Source organism: Streptomyces sp. NPDC007264 (assembly GCF_042869095.1).
GTDB lineage: Bacteria > Actinomycetota > Actinomycetes > Streptomycetales > Streptomycetaceae > Streptomyces.
In genome coordinates, this window is the sequence record NZ_JBIAFD010000009.1 from 19,276 (window position 1) to 34,186 (window position 14,911).

Annotated in this window: 16 protein-coding genes and 4 tRNA genes; 16 read left to right on the forward strand and 4 right to left on the reverse strand. The window is 71.5% G+C overall.

What is annotated here, in order from left to right; translation table 11 throughout:
* The first annotated feature begins 97 nt into the window (after positions 1 to 97).
* The 3 genes from ACFYMU_RS17110 (at position 98) to ACFYMU_RS17120 (ending at position 1,184) form a co-directional block, all read left to right on the forward strand.
* A tRNA-Tyr gene (locus ACFYMU_RS17110) sits at positions 98 to 179 on the forward strand.
* Positions 180 to 473: 294 nt separating this feature from the next.
* The gene (locus ACFYMU_RS17115; RefSeq protein WP_388373570.1) at positions 474 to 905 is read left to right on the forward strand and encodes a nitroreductase/quinone reductase family protein; all 432 of its coding nucleotides are present in this window, start codon (positions 474 to 476) and stop codon (positions 903 to 905) included.
* A gap of 66 nt (positions 906 to 971) precedes the next feature.
* Entirely contained in the window at positions 972 to 1,184 is a 213-nt protein-coding gene (locus ACFYMU_RS17120) for a hypothetical protein (RefSeq protein ID WP_388373571.1), read from the forward strand.
* A 228-nt stretch (positions 1,185 to 1,412) separates the two neighbouring features.
* Here the strand turns inward: ACFYMU_RS17120 and ACFYMU_RS17125 are convergent, their stop codons facing one another.
* The gene (locus tag ACFYMU_RS17125) at positions 1,413 to 2,069 is read right to left on the reverse strand and encodes an SDR family oxidoreductase (protein ID WP_388373573.1); all 657 of its coding nucleotides are present in this window, start codon (positions 2,067 to 2,069) and stop codon (positions 1,413 to 1,415) included.
* A gap of 223 nt (positions 2,070 to 2,292) precedes the next feature.
* A complete protein-coding gene (locus ACFYMU_RS17130; protein WP_388373575.1) occupies positions 2,293 to 3,540 on the reverse strand; it encodes an amidohydrolase family protein in 1,248 nt (415 codons plus the stop codon).
* 390 nt (positions 3,541 to 3,930) lie between these two features.
* Between ACFYMU_RS17130 and ACFYMU_RS17135 the strand changes: the two genes are divergently transcribed.
* The 6 genes from ACFYMU_RS17135 (at position 3,931) to ACFYMU_RS17160 (ending at position 6,758) form a co-directional block, all read left to right on the forward strand.
* Positions 3,931 to 4,003, forward strand: a tRNA-Thr gene (locus ACFYMU_RS17135).
* A 46-nt stretch (positions 4,004 to 4,049) separates the two neighbouring features.
* Positions 4,050 to 4,122: transfer RNA gene (locus ACFYMU_RS17140), tRNA-Met, on the forward strand.
* An 86-nt stretch (positions 4,123 to 4,208) separates the two neighbouring features.
* Complete coding sequence (gene rpmG, locus ACFYMU_RS17145) at positions 4,209 to 4,373, forward strand: 50S ribosomal protein L33 (RefSeq protein WP_004571794.1); 165 nt, start codon at positions 4,209 to 4,211, stop codon at positions 4,371 to 4,373.
* Positions 4,374 to 4,607: 234 nt separating this feature from the next.
* On the forward strand, positions 4,608 to 5,063 hold the full coding sequence (locus ACFYMU_RS17150) for a MaoC family dehydratase N-terminal domain-containing protein (RefSeq protein ID WP_388373577.1): 456 nt from the start codon (positions 4,608 to 4,610) through the stop codon (positions 5,061 to 5,063).
* Positions 5,064 to 5,068: 5 nt separating this feature from the next.
* Positions 5,069 to 5,497, forward strand: a complete 429-nt coding sequence (locus ACFYMU_RS17155; RefSeq protein WP_388373579.1) for a MaoC family dehydratase — start codon at positions 5,069 to 5,071, stop codon at positions 5,495 to 5,497.
* Between the two features lie 205 nt (positions 5,498 to 5,702).
* Positions 5,703 to 6,758 carry a UDP-N-acetylmuramate dehydrogenase gene (locus ACFYMU_RS17160; RefSeq protein ID WP_388373581.1) on the forward strand — a complete coding sequence of 352 codons (1,056 nt, stop codon included), beginning with the start codon at positions 5,703 to 5,705 and terminating at the stop codon, positions 6,756 to 6,758.
* A gap of 195 nt (positions 6,759 to 6,953) precedes the next feature.
* Here ACFYMU_RS17160 and ACFYMU_RS17165 read toward each other — a convergent pair whose 3' ends face one another.
* A complete protein-coding gene (locus tag ACFYMU_RS17165; RefSeq protein ID WP_388373582.1) occupies positions 6,954 to 7,994 on the reverse strand; it encodes an adenosine deaminase in 1,041 nt (346 codons plus the stop codon).
* Positions 7,995 to 8,139: 145 nt separating this feature from the next.
* On the reverse strand, positions 8,140 to 9,366 hold the full coding sequence (locus ACFYMU_RS17170) for a pyridoxal phosphate-dependent aminotransferase (protein ID WP_388373584.1): 1,227 nt from the start codon (positions 9,364 to 9,366) through the stop codon (positions 8,140 to 8,142).
* 402 nt (positions 9,367 to 9,768) lie between these two features.
* On the opposite strand from ACFYMU_RS17170, the gene ACFYMU_RS17175 reads away from it, so the two are divergent.
* The 7 genes from ACFYMU_RS17175 to ACFYMU_RS17205 all read left to right on the forward strand — a co-directional run bounded on the left by ACFYMU_RS17175 (position 9,769) and on the right by ACFYMU_RS17205 (position 14,696).
* A tRNA-Trp gene (locus ACFYMU_RS17175) sits at positions 9,769 to 9,841 on the forward strand.
* A gap of 107 nt (positions 9,842 to 9,948) precedes the next feature.
* Positions 9,949 to 10,236 carry a preprotein translocase subunit SecE gene (gene secE / locus ACFYMU_RS17180; RefSeq protein WP_388373586.1) on the forward strand — a complete coding sequence of 96 codons (288 nt, stop codon included), beginning with the start codon at positions 9,949 to 9,951 and terminating at the stop codon, positions 10,234 to 10,236.
* An 80-nt stretch (positions 10,237 to 10,316) separates the two neighbouring features.
* Positions 10,317 to 11,228, forward strand: coding sequence for a transcription termination/antitermination protein NusG (gene nusG / locus ACFYMU_RS17185; protein ID WP_388373588.1), 912 nt, complete (start codon positions 10,317 to 10,319; stop codon positions 11,226 to 11,228).
* Between the two features lie 174 nt (positions 11,229 to 11,402).
* A complete protein-coding gene (rplK, locus tag ACFYMU_RS17190) occupies positions 11,403 to 11,837 on the forward strand; it encodes a 50S ribosomal protein L11 (RefSeq protein ID WP_023547415.1) in 435 nt (144 codons plus the stop codon).
* A gap of 95 nt (positions 11,838 to 11,932) precedes the next feature.
* On the forward strand, positions 11,933 to 12,658 hold the full coding sequence (gene rplA / locus ACFYMU_RS17195) for a 50S ribosomal protein L1 (protein WP_388373590.1): 726 nt from the start codon (positions 11,933 to 11,935) through the stop codon (positions 12,656 to 12,658).
* 172 nt (positions 12,659 to 12,830) lie between these two features.
* Positions 12,831 to 13,712 (forward strand): hypothetical protein, encoded by an 882-nt coding sequence (locus ACFYMU_RS17200; protein WP_388374036.1) that lies wholly within the window; start codon positions 12,831 to 12,833, stop codon positions 13,710 to 13,712.
* Between the two features lie 126 nt (positions 13,713 to 13,838).
* Positions 13,839 to 14,696 carry a DUF1396 domain-containing protein gene (locus ACFYMU_RS17205; protein WP_388373592.1) on the forward strand — a complete coding sequence of 286 codons (858 nt, stop codon included), beginning with the start codon at positions 13,839 to 13,841 and terminating at the stop codon, positions 14,694 to 14,696.
* Positions 14,697 to 14,911: the final 215 nt, after the last annotated feature.

Below are 14,911 nucleotides of genomic sequence, written 5' to 3' on the forward strand. Positions count from 1 at the left end.
GATCTATCGGGTGGCGGAGCACCCCCCCGCATCAGGTATCGTTTACGTCGTTGCCAGGGAGCACCGCCGAAAAGCGGCCTCCGAGGCGACAACCCTTGGCGGTGTGCCCGAGCGGCCAAAGGGAGCAGACTGTAAATCTGCCGGCTCAGCCTTCCCAGGTTCGAATCCTGGCGCCGCCACTTTCATGGGAATCGGCCCCCGACCAGCATGTCTGGTCGGGGGCTGGTCTCATTTCCGGTCATGCCCTGCGGTCAGGGGCGGGCGTCGCCGCGCTCGTGGTGCGATGCCGTGACCTTGATCACGTGGCCGCCGGAGGGCGGGCAGGGCCTGGGGCCGACGGCAACCGCCGCGGGTTCTCGAAGTCGTTGGGTCACCCGGCTCGTCCGCGGGACGTCTTCCGGCGCGGCTCGGCGCGGGTGTCCGATGCGCTGGTTAGCTGATGGTCGGTCAGCTCCCTGGCGAATGAGGCGGACATGGGTGACGTGAACGAGGCGAACAAACAGGTCATCAGCCAGTTCCGGGCGCAGGGCGGGGTCGTGGGAGGGCCCTTCGAAGGCAAGCATCTGCTTCTTCTGCACACCGTCGGCCGCCGTACCGGCCAAAAGCGCGTGAATCCCTTGGTGTACGCGGCCGACGGGGACGGTTTCCTGGTCTGCGGCTCCTCGCGTGGCGCGGAGAAGGACCCGGCGTGGGTGGGGAATGTCGCCGCCATGAGCGAGGTGACCATCGAGGTGGGCGAGCGCGTCCTCAGGGCGGCGCCCACCGTCGTCACCCCCGCGTCGCCCGAGTGGGAGCGCCTCTACGGGATCTGGTCGGCGTACTGGCCCGCCAGCGCGCAGTACGAGGCCAGGACGTCGCGCAAGTTCCCTGTGGTGAGGCTGGAGCCCGTCGTATCCGGCGACTGAACCCGTGCCGCCCCGCTGCCGGACCGCATCCTGCCGGGGCCGGCCGGGCTCTCGTACGCTGAGGGCATGTCGTCGCGCCGCAGGAACTGCCCCGAGTGCCGTCGGGACATCGCCGTCGTCGCGGGGCGGTTCGCGCGGCACGACCCGCCGGGTGCGCGGAGCACCGGGGTGCTCGTCTCGTGCCCCGGATCCCGCCGGCTCGCCGAGGCCGACGCCACGCAGCCCGCCCTCGACGGGTACGCCCCGCCGGAGTTCCCCGGGCAGCTCCCTCTTTTCTGAGCCGTCCCCTCGGTGAGCGGCTCGCCGGGTGCGCCCCGTCGCGTCAGCCACGCCGCCGCGCAGACCAGGGCGGTGACCGACGACCTCGTCCTCTCCGGTCAGGGCACATCACGCCCTCGGGGCGGTCGAGGTGACGGGCCGTCGGCCGGGCTGTCGTCGCCGACGGCCCGTCAGCCTCGGCCGGGAGAGCGGGGTGACGGTGAGTGCCGCCGGGACGGCACGTGCGGCTCAGTTCCCCGCCACCGACTTCACCGCCACCGACACCGGAGTCGAACCACTGATCAGCTCCAGGGTCAGACCGGCCGTCGCCGGTGTGTCCACGAGTTCCGCGAGGACGGCCGCCACGTCGTCGCGCGGGATCGAGCCGCGTCCCGTGTGCGCCTCCAGGCGGACCAGCCCCTTGCCGGCGTCGCTGGTGAGCGAGCCGGGGCGCAGCACCGTCCACTCGAGGGACTTGTGGGCGCGAACGTACGCGTCGGCCTCGCCCTTGGCACGCAGATAGACGTCGAAGACCTCGTCGCCCGGGTGTTCCGGGTCCGCGCCCATCGACGAGACGACGACGAACCGGCGTACGCCCGCGCGTTCCGCCGCGTCCGCGAACAGGATCGCCGCGTCCCGGTCCACCGTGTGCTTGCGGGCCGCGCCGCTGCCGGGGCCCGCGCCCGCCGCGAAGACGGCCGCGTCGGCTCCCTCCAGGTGCGCGGCGACCTCCTCGGCGGACGCGGCCTCCAGATCGCACACGACCGGCTCGGCGCCGGCGGCCCGCAGATCGCCGGCCTGTTCCGGGCTGCGGATGAGTCCCGCGGCCTCGTCACCGCGCGCGCTGAGCAGGCGTTCCAGCCGTAGCGCGATCTGACCATGACCACCAGCGATGACAATGCGCATGGTTCCGACCGTACGCCCGGACGGGACCCTTCGCCGTGCGACGTCCCGCACGCCCCACGGCAACCGGCGCGCACGACCACTCCACTTCCGCCACCCCACTTCCGCACCCCGCTACCGCCACCCCACTTCCGCACCCCGCTACCACCACCCCACTGCTGTCACGCACCTCCACGCCCTGCCACCACGGGCGCACCCCGTCGTCGCGCACCGGCGCGGGCCGCCCTCACGGCGGCTGGACCCGCCCCTGCCGTGGCAGGTCCAGCGCCACCGCCGCCGAACTGCAGTACTCCCGCACCGCGCTGGTACGGGCCACCACGCGCCCCCGGTGCACCACGATGCGGCTGTACGCGAGCGACAGCGCGCCCGCCAGCCGGTCGCCGCGCACGGCGAGCAGTTCCGCCGGGAAGCCCGCCTCCACGCGCACCTCGGGCAGCCCGAGCGCGGCCCGCGCCGACGCGCTCACCGTGTCGTAGGCGTCCTCGGGGCGCAGCCCGTACCGCGAGGCCAGCAGGTACGCGGCCTCCAGCGGATCGCCGCGCCCCACCGGGTTCGACACGTCCCGGAGCGTTCCGCTGCCCGCCGCGACCCGCACCCCGGCCGACCGCAGCAGCCGTACCGGGGCCGTGTCACGTCGCTCGGCGCTGCCGCAGCCGCCCTGCGGGAGGCAGACGACCGTGACCCCGGCGGCGGCGAGCTGGTCGGCGGCGCGCGCGGCCGTGTCGGCCGGAAGGCGTCCGAGCCCGCCGCACGGCCCGAGCGTCACCCCGGGGCGCAGCCCGCCCGCCATCGCCGCGACCCGGCCCAGACGCGCCGGGTCGTCGGCGTCCGTGTGCAGGTCGACCGGGCAGCCGTGCTCGGAGGCCAGCTCCAGGACCGCCTCCACGTACCCGATCGGATCGGGGTCCGTGTCCGGGCAGCCGCCCACCACCGTCGCGCCCATCTTCACCGCGTCCCTCAGCATCGCCAGCCCGTCGGCCCCGGCGGCCCCCGTCAGCACCCGCGGCATCGCCACCGCCGTCAGCTCGGCGAGCCCGTGCAGGGAGCGCCGCGCCCGCAGCACCGCGGCCAAGGAGTCCAGCCCTTGGACGTCACCGATGCGCACGTGCGAGCGCAGTACCGTCGCGCCGTGCCCGAGCTGCAGCAGCGCGGCCTCGGTGGTGCGGCGCTGGACCTCATCGGCCTCGTAGGAGACCGGCCCGTCGCCGTCCGCGGACAGGGCCGTGTCGCCGTGGGCGTGGGGCTCGACGGGGGCCGGCAGAAGCAGATGGCCGCGGAGATCGACGCGCGCGCCCACGGCCCCCACCACGAGACTGCCGGCGGTGCCCACCGCCTCGATGCGCCCGCCGCCCAGCCGCACGTCCACGGTCCGGCCGTCGGTGAGCCGCGCCCCGCACAGCAGCAGGGGGGCCGAGTCGGAGGAACCCGACGACGAGGACGAGGAGGGGGGCGGCTGCGGGCAGCTGTCGGGCATCGCGCTCCTGTGGCTCGGGGCGGCTGCGCACCAGGGGCAAGATCACGCAGAGTGAGTCGAGCCTAGGGTGGCGACCCGTCCGGGGCGGGGAGGAGCGCAATAGTCGTACTGGTGTGGTGTTCTGCGGTGGGTCGTGGTGGACGGGTGTGGCGGGCTCCCTATGGCGTGGCGGAGGCCGGGGACGGAGAGCCGAGGGCGGACGCACGTCCGGTGACAGGGAGTGAGGGGACGGAGGCGGTGACCGGGCCGGAGGCCTCGGTGGCTGCTGTGGCCTCCGGAGCGGGGGAGCGGCGGGGAAACGCCCGGGACGGCACGGGGGACAGGCCGGGGCGGGTGCCGTGAAACGGATTTGGGGGAACGGCGGGCGACCGTGTAATGTCTTCATCGCTCGCCCCAATAGCTCAGTCGGCAGAGCGTCTCCATGGTAAGGAGAAGGTCAACGGTTCGATTCCGTTTTGGGGCTCTGGTGTGAGAGGTGTCCGCCGTGAGGTGGGGACCGATCGCATCGCAGCGGTGTAGCTCAGTCGGTAGAGCAAGCGGCTCATAATCGCTGTGTCACCGGTTCAAGTCCGGTCACCGCTACTCACAGTAGCCGATTGCGGGGTCGGTCCTTCGATCGGCTACTCTTTCTTGCGTTAATCGTCTATCCGCCGTCAAGGAGCACTCACGTGGCTGCCACCGACGTCCGCCCGAAGATCACGCTGGCCTGCGTGGAGTGCAAGGAGCGGAACTACATCACCAAGAAGAACCGGCGCAACGACCCGGATCGTCTTGAAATGAAGAAGCACTGCCCGCGTTGCAACGCGCACACCGCGCACCGCGAGACGCGATAACTCAGGCTCGTTCACGAGGCCGCCCCCAGCAGCCATGGGGGCGGCCTCGCGGCGTTGTATCGGCCGGTGGAGCGGCGGGGGCCCTTCCGACGGCCGCGGCCCCGGCCGTCCCGGCCGGCCGCCGCGTGGGGACCGGGCGTGTCGGCGCGCCCGGTGGCTCGCCCCTGGCCGTACGCCTGGAGAATGAGGGCCCGAACGGGGAAACCCGCTGAACAACCAGGAGGTGCCGAGCCCATGGCGCTCGACCAGTCCTTCGTGGGGCGGTCCTACCCGCCCACCGCCCCGTACGAGGTCGGCCGGGAGAAGATCCGCGAGTTCGCGGAGGCGATCGGAGACGCCAACCCGGCCTACACGGACCCGGAGGCCGCCAAGGCGCTCGGCCACTCCGATGTGATCGCCCCGCCGACCTTCGTCTTCGCGATCACCTACCGGGCCGCGGCCCAGGTGGTCCAGGACCCGCAGCTGAGGCTGGACTACAGCCGGGTGGTGCACGGCGACCAGAAGTTCCGCTATGCGCGCCCGGTCCGTGCCGGCGACCGCCTGAGCGTCACCTCGACCATCGAGTCGATCAAGTCCATGGCAGGCAACGACGTCGTGGACATCCGCGGCGAGGTGCACGACGAGGCCGGCGAGCACGTGGTGACCGCCTGGACCAAGCTCGTGGTCCGGGCGCCGGAAGAGGAGGCGTGAGCCGGATGACCGCGAAGATCACATATGACAGCGTCGAGGTCGGCACCGAACTGCCGGCGCAGACCTTCCCCGTCACCCGTGCCACGCTCGTGCGGTACGCCGGCGCCTCCGGGGACTTCAACCCGATCCACTGGAACGAGAAGTTCGCCAGGGAGGTGGGCCTGCCGGACGTCATCGCGCACGGCATGTTCACCATGGCCGAGGCGATCCGCGTGGTGATCGACTGGGTGGGCGACCCGGGCGCGGTCGTCGAGTACGGGGTCCGCTTCACCAAGCCCGTCGTCGTCCCGAACGACGACCGGGGCGCCCTCATCGAGGTCGGCGGCAAGGTGGCGGCCAAGTTCGACGACGGGACCGTCCGCGTCGACCTGACGGCGACGAGCGCCGGGCAGAAGGTCCTGGGCGTGTCGCGAGCGGTCGTACGGCTGGCCTGACCGGACCCGGACCCCGGTCAGCCGGTCACCCCGGTCACCCCGGTCACCCCGGTCACCCGGTCCACGACGGGAGCGGTCGCCTCCAGGGCCGGGGCGGGGCCCGAGCGTCCCGTCCGGCTCGGTGGCGACGACGGCCCCGCCGGTTCTCCGGCGGGGACACGTCACGCGCTGCGTGGCCGTCGGTGGCGTCTCGTAGTCTTGGCGCGTGCAGGAACTCCACGACGCCCCGCTCGCCCCGCTGACCACCTTCCGGCTGGGCGGCCCCGCGACCCGCCTGATCACCGCCACCACCGACGCCGAGGTGGTCGCCGCCGTCCGCGAGGCCGACGACTCCGGTACGCCGCTGCTGCTGATCGGCGGCGGATCCAATCTGGTCATCGGCGACAAGGGCTTCGACGGCACCGCCCTGCGCATCGCGACGAAGGGCTTCTCCCTCGACGGGACGCGGCTGGAGCTCGCCGCCGGCGAGGTGTGGACCGACGCCGTCGCCCGCACCGTCGAGGCCGGTCTGGCCGGCATCGAGTGCCTCGCCGGAATCCCCGGCTCCGCGGGCGCGACCCCGATCCAGAACGTCGGGGCGTACGGCCAGGAGGTCTCGGCCACGATCACCGAGGTGATCGCCTACGACCGCAGGACGCGGGAGACGGTCACGATCCCGAACACCGAGTGCGCCTTCTCGTACCGCCACAGCCGCTTCAAGGCCGACCCCGGGCGCCATGTCGTGCTGCGCGTCCGCTTCGCGCTGGAGGACGCCCAGGGGCTGTCCGGCCCGCTCAGGTACGCCGAGACGGCCCGCGCCCTCGGCGTCGGGCCCGGCGAGCGCGTGCCGCTGGCAGCCGCCCGCGAGACCGTCCTGAAGCTGCGCGCCGGGAAGGGCATGGTGCTGGACCCGGAGGACCACGACACCTGGTCGGCGGGCTCCTTCTTCACCAACCCGATCCTCACGGACGCGGAATTCGCCGCGTTCCGCGCGCGGGTGAGGCAGCGGCTGGGCGAGGCCACGGAGCCGCCCGGGTACGCCGCGGGCGACGGTCGCACCAAGACCTCCGCGGCCTGGCTGATCGACAAGGCGGGCTTCACCAAGGGATACGGCACCGGACCTGCCCGTATCTCCACCAAGCACACCCTCGCGCTCACCAACCGCGGCGGCGCCACCACCGAGGACCTGCTCGCCCTGGCCCGCGAGGTCGTGGCGGGAGTCCGCGAGGCGTTCGGGGTCACCCTGGTCAACGAGCCGGTGACGGTGGGCGTGAGCCTCTGAGGCGGACACCGTCTGCGCAGGTGAGGCCGTCCGTCGCCCGGCACGGACGCTGCCGGGCGGCATCTCCGCGGCCCCGGCCCCTCGCGACGGTCCCGCCGGATCCCCCCGGCGCCCGGGTCGGCCGGTCCGGGCCGTCGGGGTCCGGGCCCCGTGGTCCACGCCGCAGCAGTCGGCCGCGTCGGTGCGCCGAAGACGTCAGGCGGCCGGGCCGTCGAGCCAGTCGTCCACTCCCGCCAGCAGCTTCGCCCTCACGTCTTGGGGGGCCGCGGAGGCCCGCAGCGACTGCCGCGCCAGTTCCGCCAGTTCCGCGTCCGTGAAGTCGTGGTGGTGGCGGGCGATCTCGTACTGGGCCGCCAGGCGGGAGCCGAACAGCAGCGGGTCGTCCGCGCCCAGGGCCAGCTGCACACCCGCCTCGAACAGCGTCCTGAGGGGGACGTCCTCCGGCTTCTCGTAGACGCCGAGCGCCACGTTCGACGCCGGGCAGACCTCGCACGTCACGCCCCGTTCCGCGAGCCGCCCGAGCAGGCGCGGGTCCTCCGCCGCGCGCACCCCGTGACCCACCCGGTCCGCGACCAGGTCGTCCAGGCAGTCGCGCACCGACGACGGCCCCGCCAGCTCGCCGCCGTGCGGTGCCGACAGCAGCCCCCCGTCCCGGGCGATCGCGAACGCCCGGTCGAAGTCGCGGGCCATGCCCCGCCGCTCGTCGTTCGAGAGCCCGAAGCCCACCACTCCCCGGTCCTGGTAGCGCACCGCCAGGCGCGCCAGCGTGCGGGCGTCCAGCGGGTGCTTCATGCGGTTGGCGGCCACCACGACGCGGATCCCGAGGCCCGTCTCCCGCATCGCCGACTCCACCGCGTCCAGGATGATCTCCAGCGCCGGGATCAGACCGCCCAGCCGCGGTGCGTACGACGTCGGGTCCACCTGGATCTCCAGCCACCCCGAGCCGTCCCTGAGGTCCTCCTGCGCGGCCTCCCGCACCAGCCGCTGGATGTCCTCCGGCTCCCTGAGGCACGAGCGCGCCGCGTCGTAGAGCCGCTGGAAGCGGAACCAGCCCCGCTCGTCCGTCGCCCGCAGTTTCGGGGGCTCCCCGCTGACCAGTGCCTCGCTCAGTGCCTCGGGCAGTCGCACGCCGTACTTGTCGGCCAGTTCCAGCAGGGTGGTGGGCCGCATCGACCCGGTGAAGTGCAGGTGCAGATGGGCCTTGGGCAGGTCAGAGACATCACGTACGCGCTCCATCCCAGGATCTTGCCGTACGCCCCGGTCGTGCCGGTACCGCTTTCCCCGAACGTGGTCTTGCTCGCACGTCCAGGCGAAAGAAAGAGAAAAGCGGGCCGCCTCCCCTCCGGGGGAAGCGGCCCGCGGCGTCCTCGCGCGGGGACGCTCAGTCCTTGGCCTCCGCCAGCAGCTTCTGGATCCGGCTCACGCCCTCGACCAGGTCCTCGTCACCCAGGGCGTACGACAGCCGCAGATACCCGGGGGTGCCGAACGCCTCGCCCGGGACCACCGCGACCTCGGCCTCCTCCAGGATCAGCGCGGCCAGCTCCACCGTGTTCTGCGGGCGCCTGCCGCGGATCTCCTTGCCGATCAGCGCCTTCACGGACGGGTAGGCGTAGAACGCGCCCTCCGGCTCGGGGCAGACCACGCCGTCGATCTCGTTCAGCATCCGCACGATCGTGCGGCGGCGGCGGTCGAACGCCTCGCGCATCCTCGCGACGGCCTCCAGGTCGCCGGAGACGGCCGCCAGCGCCGCCACCTGGGCGACGTTGGACACGTTCGACGTGGCGTGCGACTGGAGGTTCGTGGCCGCCTTCACCACGTCCTTCGGGCCGATGATCCACCCGACGCGCCAGCCCGTCATCGCGTACGTCTTCGCGACGCCGTTGACCACGATGCACTTGTCGCGCAGCTCGGGCAGGACCGCGGGCAGCGAGGTGAAGGTGGCGTCGCCGTACACCAGGTGCTCGTAGATCTCGTCCGTCAGCACCCACAGGCCGTGCTCGACCGCCCAGCGGCCGATCGCCTCGGTCTCGGCGGCGCTGTAGACCGCGCCGGTCGGGTTCGAGGGGGAGACGAACAGAAGGACCTTGGTCCGGTCCGTGCGTGCCGCCTCCAACTGCTCGACGGAGACGCGGTAGCCGGTCGTCTCGTCGGCGACGACCTCCACCGGGACACCGCCGGCCAGCCGGATCGACTCCGGGTACGTCGTCCAGTACGGCGCCGGGACGATCACCTCGTCGCCCGGGTCGAGGATCGCGGCGAACGCCTCGTAGATGGCCTGCTTGCCGCCGTTGGTGACGAGGACCTGGGAGGGGTCCACCTCGTAGCCGGAGTCGCGCAGCGTCTTCGCGGCGATCGCGCTCTTCAGCTCGGGCAGGCCACCGGCCGGCGTGTAGCGGTGGTACTTGGGGTTCTTGCATGCCTCGACGGCCGCTTCGACGATGTAGTCCGGCGTCGGGAAGTCGGGCTCACCGGCGCCGAAGCCGATCACGGGGCGCCCGGCGGCCTTGAGGGCCTTGGCCTTGGCGTCCACGGCGAGGGTGGCGGACTCAGAGATCGCGCCGATCCGGGCGGAGACCCGGCGCTCGGTGGGAGGGGTTGCAGCGCTCATGGAACCCATCGTTTCAGACCGGAAACCGCTCCGACACCCCGGTTTCCCCTGTGGGCCCGCGCGGCCGGTGCCGACGGGGCCGGTGCCACCGGGTGTGTCCGGTGCGGGGCGCCGCCGGCGGTGGCCGGGGAGCGGGCCCACAGGGAAACCGGGCACATGTGTTCGGCCGTTCACGACGGAGGGGGCGGTGGACCGGGCGGGAGGCGGCGCCGCTCCGGACATTCGTCCGGATCCGGGTGGCGGCCTGGCCGATCTTCCAGGGACAAAGCCCTTACGGGCACTTTCTGTTCGACGCCCGGCCGCGGACCACGTACACTCTCACCTCGTTGGCCTCCAGCGGCCGCGGCCGTGCCGGTGCACACCGAGCACCCGGTCGGATGCGGTACGTTGGGGTACACACAAAGGGTCGTAGCTCAATTGGTAGAGCACTGGTCTCCAAAACCAGCGGTTGGGGGTTCAAGTCCCTCCGGCCCTGCTACACACTCCCCACCAGGAAGTGTGCGCACAGTACGTATGTATTGCACCGCCGTGCGGCTCCACCGGGCGCGGCACGGCCACGACCCGGGAATCAGGTGAGGACGAGTGACGGACGCCGTGGGCTCCATCGACATGCCTGACGCCCAGGACGAGGTGCAGGATTCGAAGAAGAAGTCCCGCAAGGGTGGCAAGCGAGCCAAGAAGGGCCCGCTGAAGCGCCTTGCCCTCTTCTACCGCCAGATCGTCGCGGAGCTCCGCAAGGTCGTCTGGCCGACGCGTAACCAACTGACCTCGTACACCACCGTGGTGATCTTCTTCGTTGCGATCATGATCGCCCTGGTGACCCTGATTGACTATGGGCTCAACCACGCCGCCAAGTACGTCTTCGGCTGAGCCGAGAGCGAAGGACGCCGAGGTGCTCGGCGTCCCTTTCGCGTGTTCCACCCCCATGTATCCAGGAAGAAGCAGCCACCGTGTCTGACCCGAACCTGAACGACGCCATGGAGCCTCGCGGGGAAGCCGCCGAGTCCATGGACGACGAGCTCGACATCGTCGAGGGCGCGGACGAGGTCGACGAGGCCGAGGCTGCCGAAGCCGCCGCGGGCGAGCCGGCCGAGGAGGCCGCCATGCACACCGTGGACGAGGACGAGGGCGCGGCCGCCGAGGGCGAGGCCGAGGAAGAAGCCGAGGCCGAGGAAGAGGCCGAAGCCGAAGCCGAGGAAGAATCCGAGGCCGAGGCCGAGGAAGAGGCCGAAGAGGAGCCCGCGCTCGACCCGGTCGAGAAGCTCCGCGAGGAGCTGCGCGCCCTGCCCGGCGAGTGGTACGTGATCCACACCTACGCCGGCTACGAGAAGCGGGTGAAGGCCAACCTGGAGCAGCGTGCCGTCACGCTGAACGTCGAGGACTACATCTACCAGGCCGAGGTCCCCGAGGAAGAGATCGTCCAGATCAAGAACGGCGAGCGGAAGACCGTCAAGCAGAACAAGCTGCCCGGTTACGTCCTCGTCCGCATGGATCTGACGAACGAGTCCTGGGGCGTCGTCCGCAACACCCCCGGCGTCACGGGCTTCGTGGGCAACGCCTACGACCCCTACCCGCTGTCCCTCGACGAGGTCGTCAAGATGCTCGCCCCGGAGGCCGAGGAGAAGGCCGCCCGCGAGGCCGCCGAGGCCGAGGGCAAGCCCGCGCCGCAGCGCAAGGTCGAGGTCCAGGTGCTGGACTTCGAGGTCGGCGACTCGGTCACCGTCACCGACGGCCCGTTCGCCACGCTGCAGGCGACCATCAACGAGATCAACGCCGACTCCAAGAAGGTCAAGGGCCTCGTGGAGATCTTCGGCCGCGAGACGCCGGTCGAGCTGAGCTTCGACCAGATCCAGAAGAACTGATCACCTTCTGGCACCAAAGCCACCGGGCCAGGTCAGACGGGCTGTCACAGCCTGCCTGACCTGCTCGGTTTTTGGCCGCACAGGGATTCCCGTTAGGGTTGTGCGGTTGCCTTCGGGCACTTCCACGCCCTCGGGCACCAGGAAAAACGAAACGGAAACGGGAGAGGACCCGGAATGCCTCCCAAGAAGAAGAAGGTCACGGGGCTCATCAAGCTCCAGATCCAGGCCGGCGCGGCCAACCCGGCCCCGCCGGTCGGCCCGGCGCTGGGCCAGCACGGCGTCAACATCATGGAGTTCTGCAAGGCCTACAACGCCGCGACCGAGTCGCAGCGCGGTTGGGTCATCCCGGTGGAGATCACGGTCTACGAGGACCGCTCCTTCACCTTCGTCACCAAGACGCCGCCGGCCGCGAAGATGATCCTCAAGGCCGCCGGCATCGAGAAGGGCTCCGGCGAGCCGCACAAGACCAAGGTCGCCAAGATCACCGAGGCACAGGTCCGCGAGATCGCCCAGACCAAGATGCCCGACCTGAACGCCAACGACCTGGACGCGGCCGCGAAGATCATCGCCGGCACCGCCCGGTCCATGGGCGTCACCGTCGAGGGCTGAACCCGCCTTCGTGGAACCATGCGGCCGTCACGGTCGCACGTGGCAGGGCCTGCTCGGCCCGTACCACGACTCCTTCAGAACCCACAGGAGCAGTTGTGAGCAAGCGCAGCAAGGCTCTCCGCGCTGCGGACGCCAAGGTCGACCGGGAGAAGCTCTACGCCCCGCTCGAGGCCGTCCGTCTCGCCAAGGAGACCTCCACGAGCAAGTTCGACGGCACCGTCGAGGTCGCCTTCCGTCTGGGTGTCGACCCGCGCAAGGCCGACCAGATGGTCCGTGGCACCGTGAACCTCCCGCACGGCACCGGTAAGACCGCCCGGGTCCTGGTCTTCGCGACCGGTGACCGTGCCGAGGCCGCTCGTGCCGCGGGCGCCGACATCGTCGGCGCCGACGAACTGATCGACGAGGTGTCGAAGGGCCGCCTGGACTTCGACGCCGTCGTCGCCACCCCGGACCTCATGGGCAAGGTCGGCCGCCTCGGCCGCGTGCTCGGTCCCCGTGGCCTCATGCCGAACCCCAAGACCGGCACCGTGACCCCGGACGTGGTCAAGGCCGTCAACGACATCAAGGGCGGCAAGATCGAGTTCCGCGTCGACAAGCACTCGAACCTGCACTTCATCATCGGCAAGACGTCGTTCGACGACTCCAAGCTGGTGGAGAACTACGGTGCGGCGCTGGAGGAGATCCTCCGTCTGAAGCCGTCCGCCGCCAAGGGCCGCTACATCAAGAAGGCCGCCATCACCACCACGATCGGCCCCGGCATCCCGGTCGACCCGAACCGCACCCGCAACCTCCTCGTCGAGGAGGACCCGGCCGCCGTCTGAGACCGACGGCAGCCGCGGGCACGCGCAGCTGACGACGGGCCCCGCACCTTCCGAGGTGCGGGGCCCGTCGGCGTTCCGCGACGGACCCACACGCCGTCGCGGCGGAGGGTGCGTGCCGTTTCCCCGTGCCGGAGTTAGCGTGAAGATCACCAGAGCGCACGAGGGGGAACGGATGAGGGACAGGGTCGTGAGGCGGGGGATCCTGCCGATCGCGGCGGTCGCCGCGCTGTGCACGGTGGCGGCGTGCACCTCCTCCGGCGACGCCGATTCCGGCAAGGGCCCCGCGCAGCCCTCCGGCGGGCGCGGCGGCCGCGCCGACGCCCGGTCGGCGGCCGCCCTGCGCGCCGTCGAGAAGGCCACGAGGGGGGCCGGCTCCGCGCGGATCGAGTCCTCGACGACCATGGGCGGGATGCTCTCCCTGACGACGGACGGCACACTCGGCTGGTCCGGCGGCTCGGTGGGCACCCTCCGCATCACCTGCACCGGCGGCCGTCTCGCCGAGTCCATGCACCAGCTGAACAGCACGTCCATGGAGGCCAGGCTGCTGCCCGACGCCTACTACGCGAAGGTCGGCGCCACCTTCGCCCGCCGGCTGCACGGCAGGCACTGGATCAGGTACGCCTACGACGACCTGGCGGCCCTCCCGGGCGGCTCGGGCACGCACCTCAAGGACCAGTTGCGCAGCACCGCCCCCCTCCAGCCGGTCAGGCTGCTGCTCGCCTCCGGGGACGTGCACCGGGTCGGCCTGGAGACGGTCCGCGGCCGGCGCACCACGCACTATTCGGGCACGGTCGTGCCCGCGGCCCTGACCGGCGAGTACGCCGCCGCCCTCAGGGCGCAGCTCCAGCAGGCCGGGGTGACCACGGAGACCGTCGACCTCTGGGTCGACGACCACGACCTGCTGGTCAAGAAGGTGGAGCGGGGCGAGCTGTCGAGCGGGCGGCTGTCCTCGACGGCGTACTACCGCGACTACGGGGTGAAGGTCTCGGCGCACAGGCCGCCGGCGGGGGACTCCGCCGACTTCACGGAGCTGATGGACACCCGCAGTCCGTAGGCGCCCGCACACCCGCGTCCGGCGGCCGGCCCCGGCGTCCCACGGAAATCGCGGGTCCCGCGCGACCCGGGCGGGGTACGCTCGCGGTCTTGCTGTGAATCGTCCATGTGTTCCTTGGGGGGAATCATGAAGAGTGCCGTGCGCGGCGCGATGGAGCGTGGAGCGGTGGGCGCGGTGCTCGGGGCCCTGGTCCTGGGCGGGGGAGCCGTCGCCTGTACGAAGGGTGGCGCGCAGGAGCCGCGGATGACGCCCGCCGCGGCCGTGGCCGCGGCCGCGAAGAACGCGGACGCCGTCACGTCCCTGCACTACCGGATGAAGGGCACGGTCCCGGGCGCGGGCCGGGTCAGCGGCGAGGCCGCGATGCGAGTGAAGCCGCCCGCCATGAGCATGAAGATGACGGTCGAGGACCAGGCCGTCCACGGGCCGGTCGAGATCCGGCTCGTCGGCAAGGCGATGTACGTCGGCGGGGGCGCCGAGGCCGCCAAGGAGATGGGCGGCAAGAGCTGGGTCAAGTTCGACATGGCCACCCTGGGCATGGACAAGCGGCTGAACAGCGGTGAGCTGGGCGGCGGCCGGACCGGCCAGAACCCGGCCCAGGAGTCCACCTTCCTCACCGGCTCCAAGAACGTGAAGAAGGTCGGCACCGAGACCGTCGACGGCGTGCGGACGACGCACTACAAGGGCACGCTCACCCTTGCCGACCTGCGCGCCTCCCTCAAGGGGGAGGACAGGCAGACCCGTGAGCTGCGGGAGAAGAGCCTCAAGCAGTACGAGGAGATGGGCGCCGACACCATCACCATGGACATGTGGATGGACGGCGGCAACCGTGCCAAGCAGTTCCGGATGCGCAGCGATGCCGCCAAGGGCCCGCTCGACATGACCATCACCTTCCTCGACTTCAACAAGCCGGTGACGGTCACCGCCCCGCCCGCCCGGGACACGGTCGACCTCGGCGACATGATGAAGGGCGCCGCACAGGGCTGAGTGCCGGGGGGACAGCCCCCGGCAACGGCGCCCCGGGAACGGATTTGCCTGACGGCGATCCGTTCCCGTACTCTCCAACAGAAGCCAAAGACCGCTGGTCGTTGCCGTGCGCTCGTTCGAGGGCGCGGTGGCCGAAGGATCCGCTGAACTGCGGACGACCCGCGCAGGTGACCGTGGAAGAGCTCCTGGAGTGCGCGCGTCCTTCGTGTGTACGA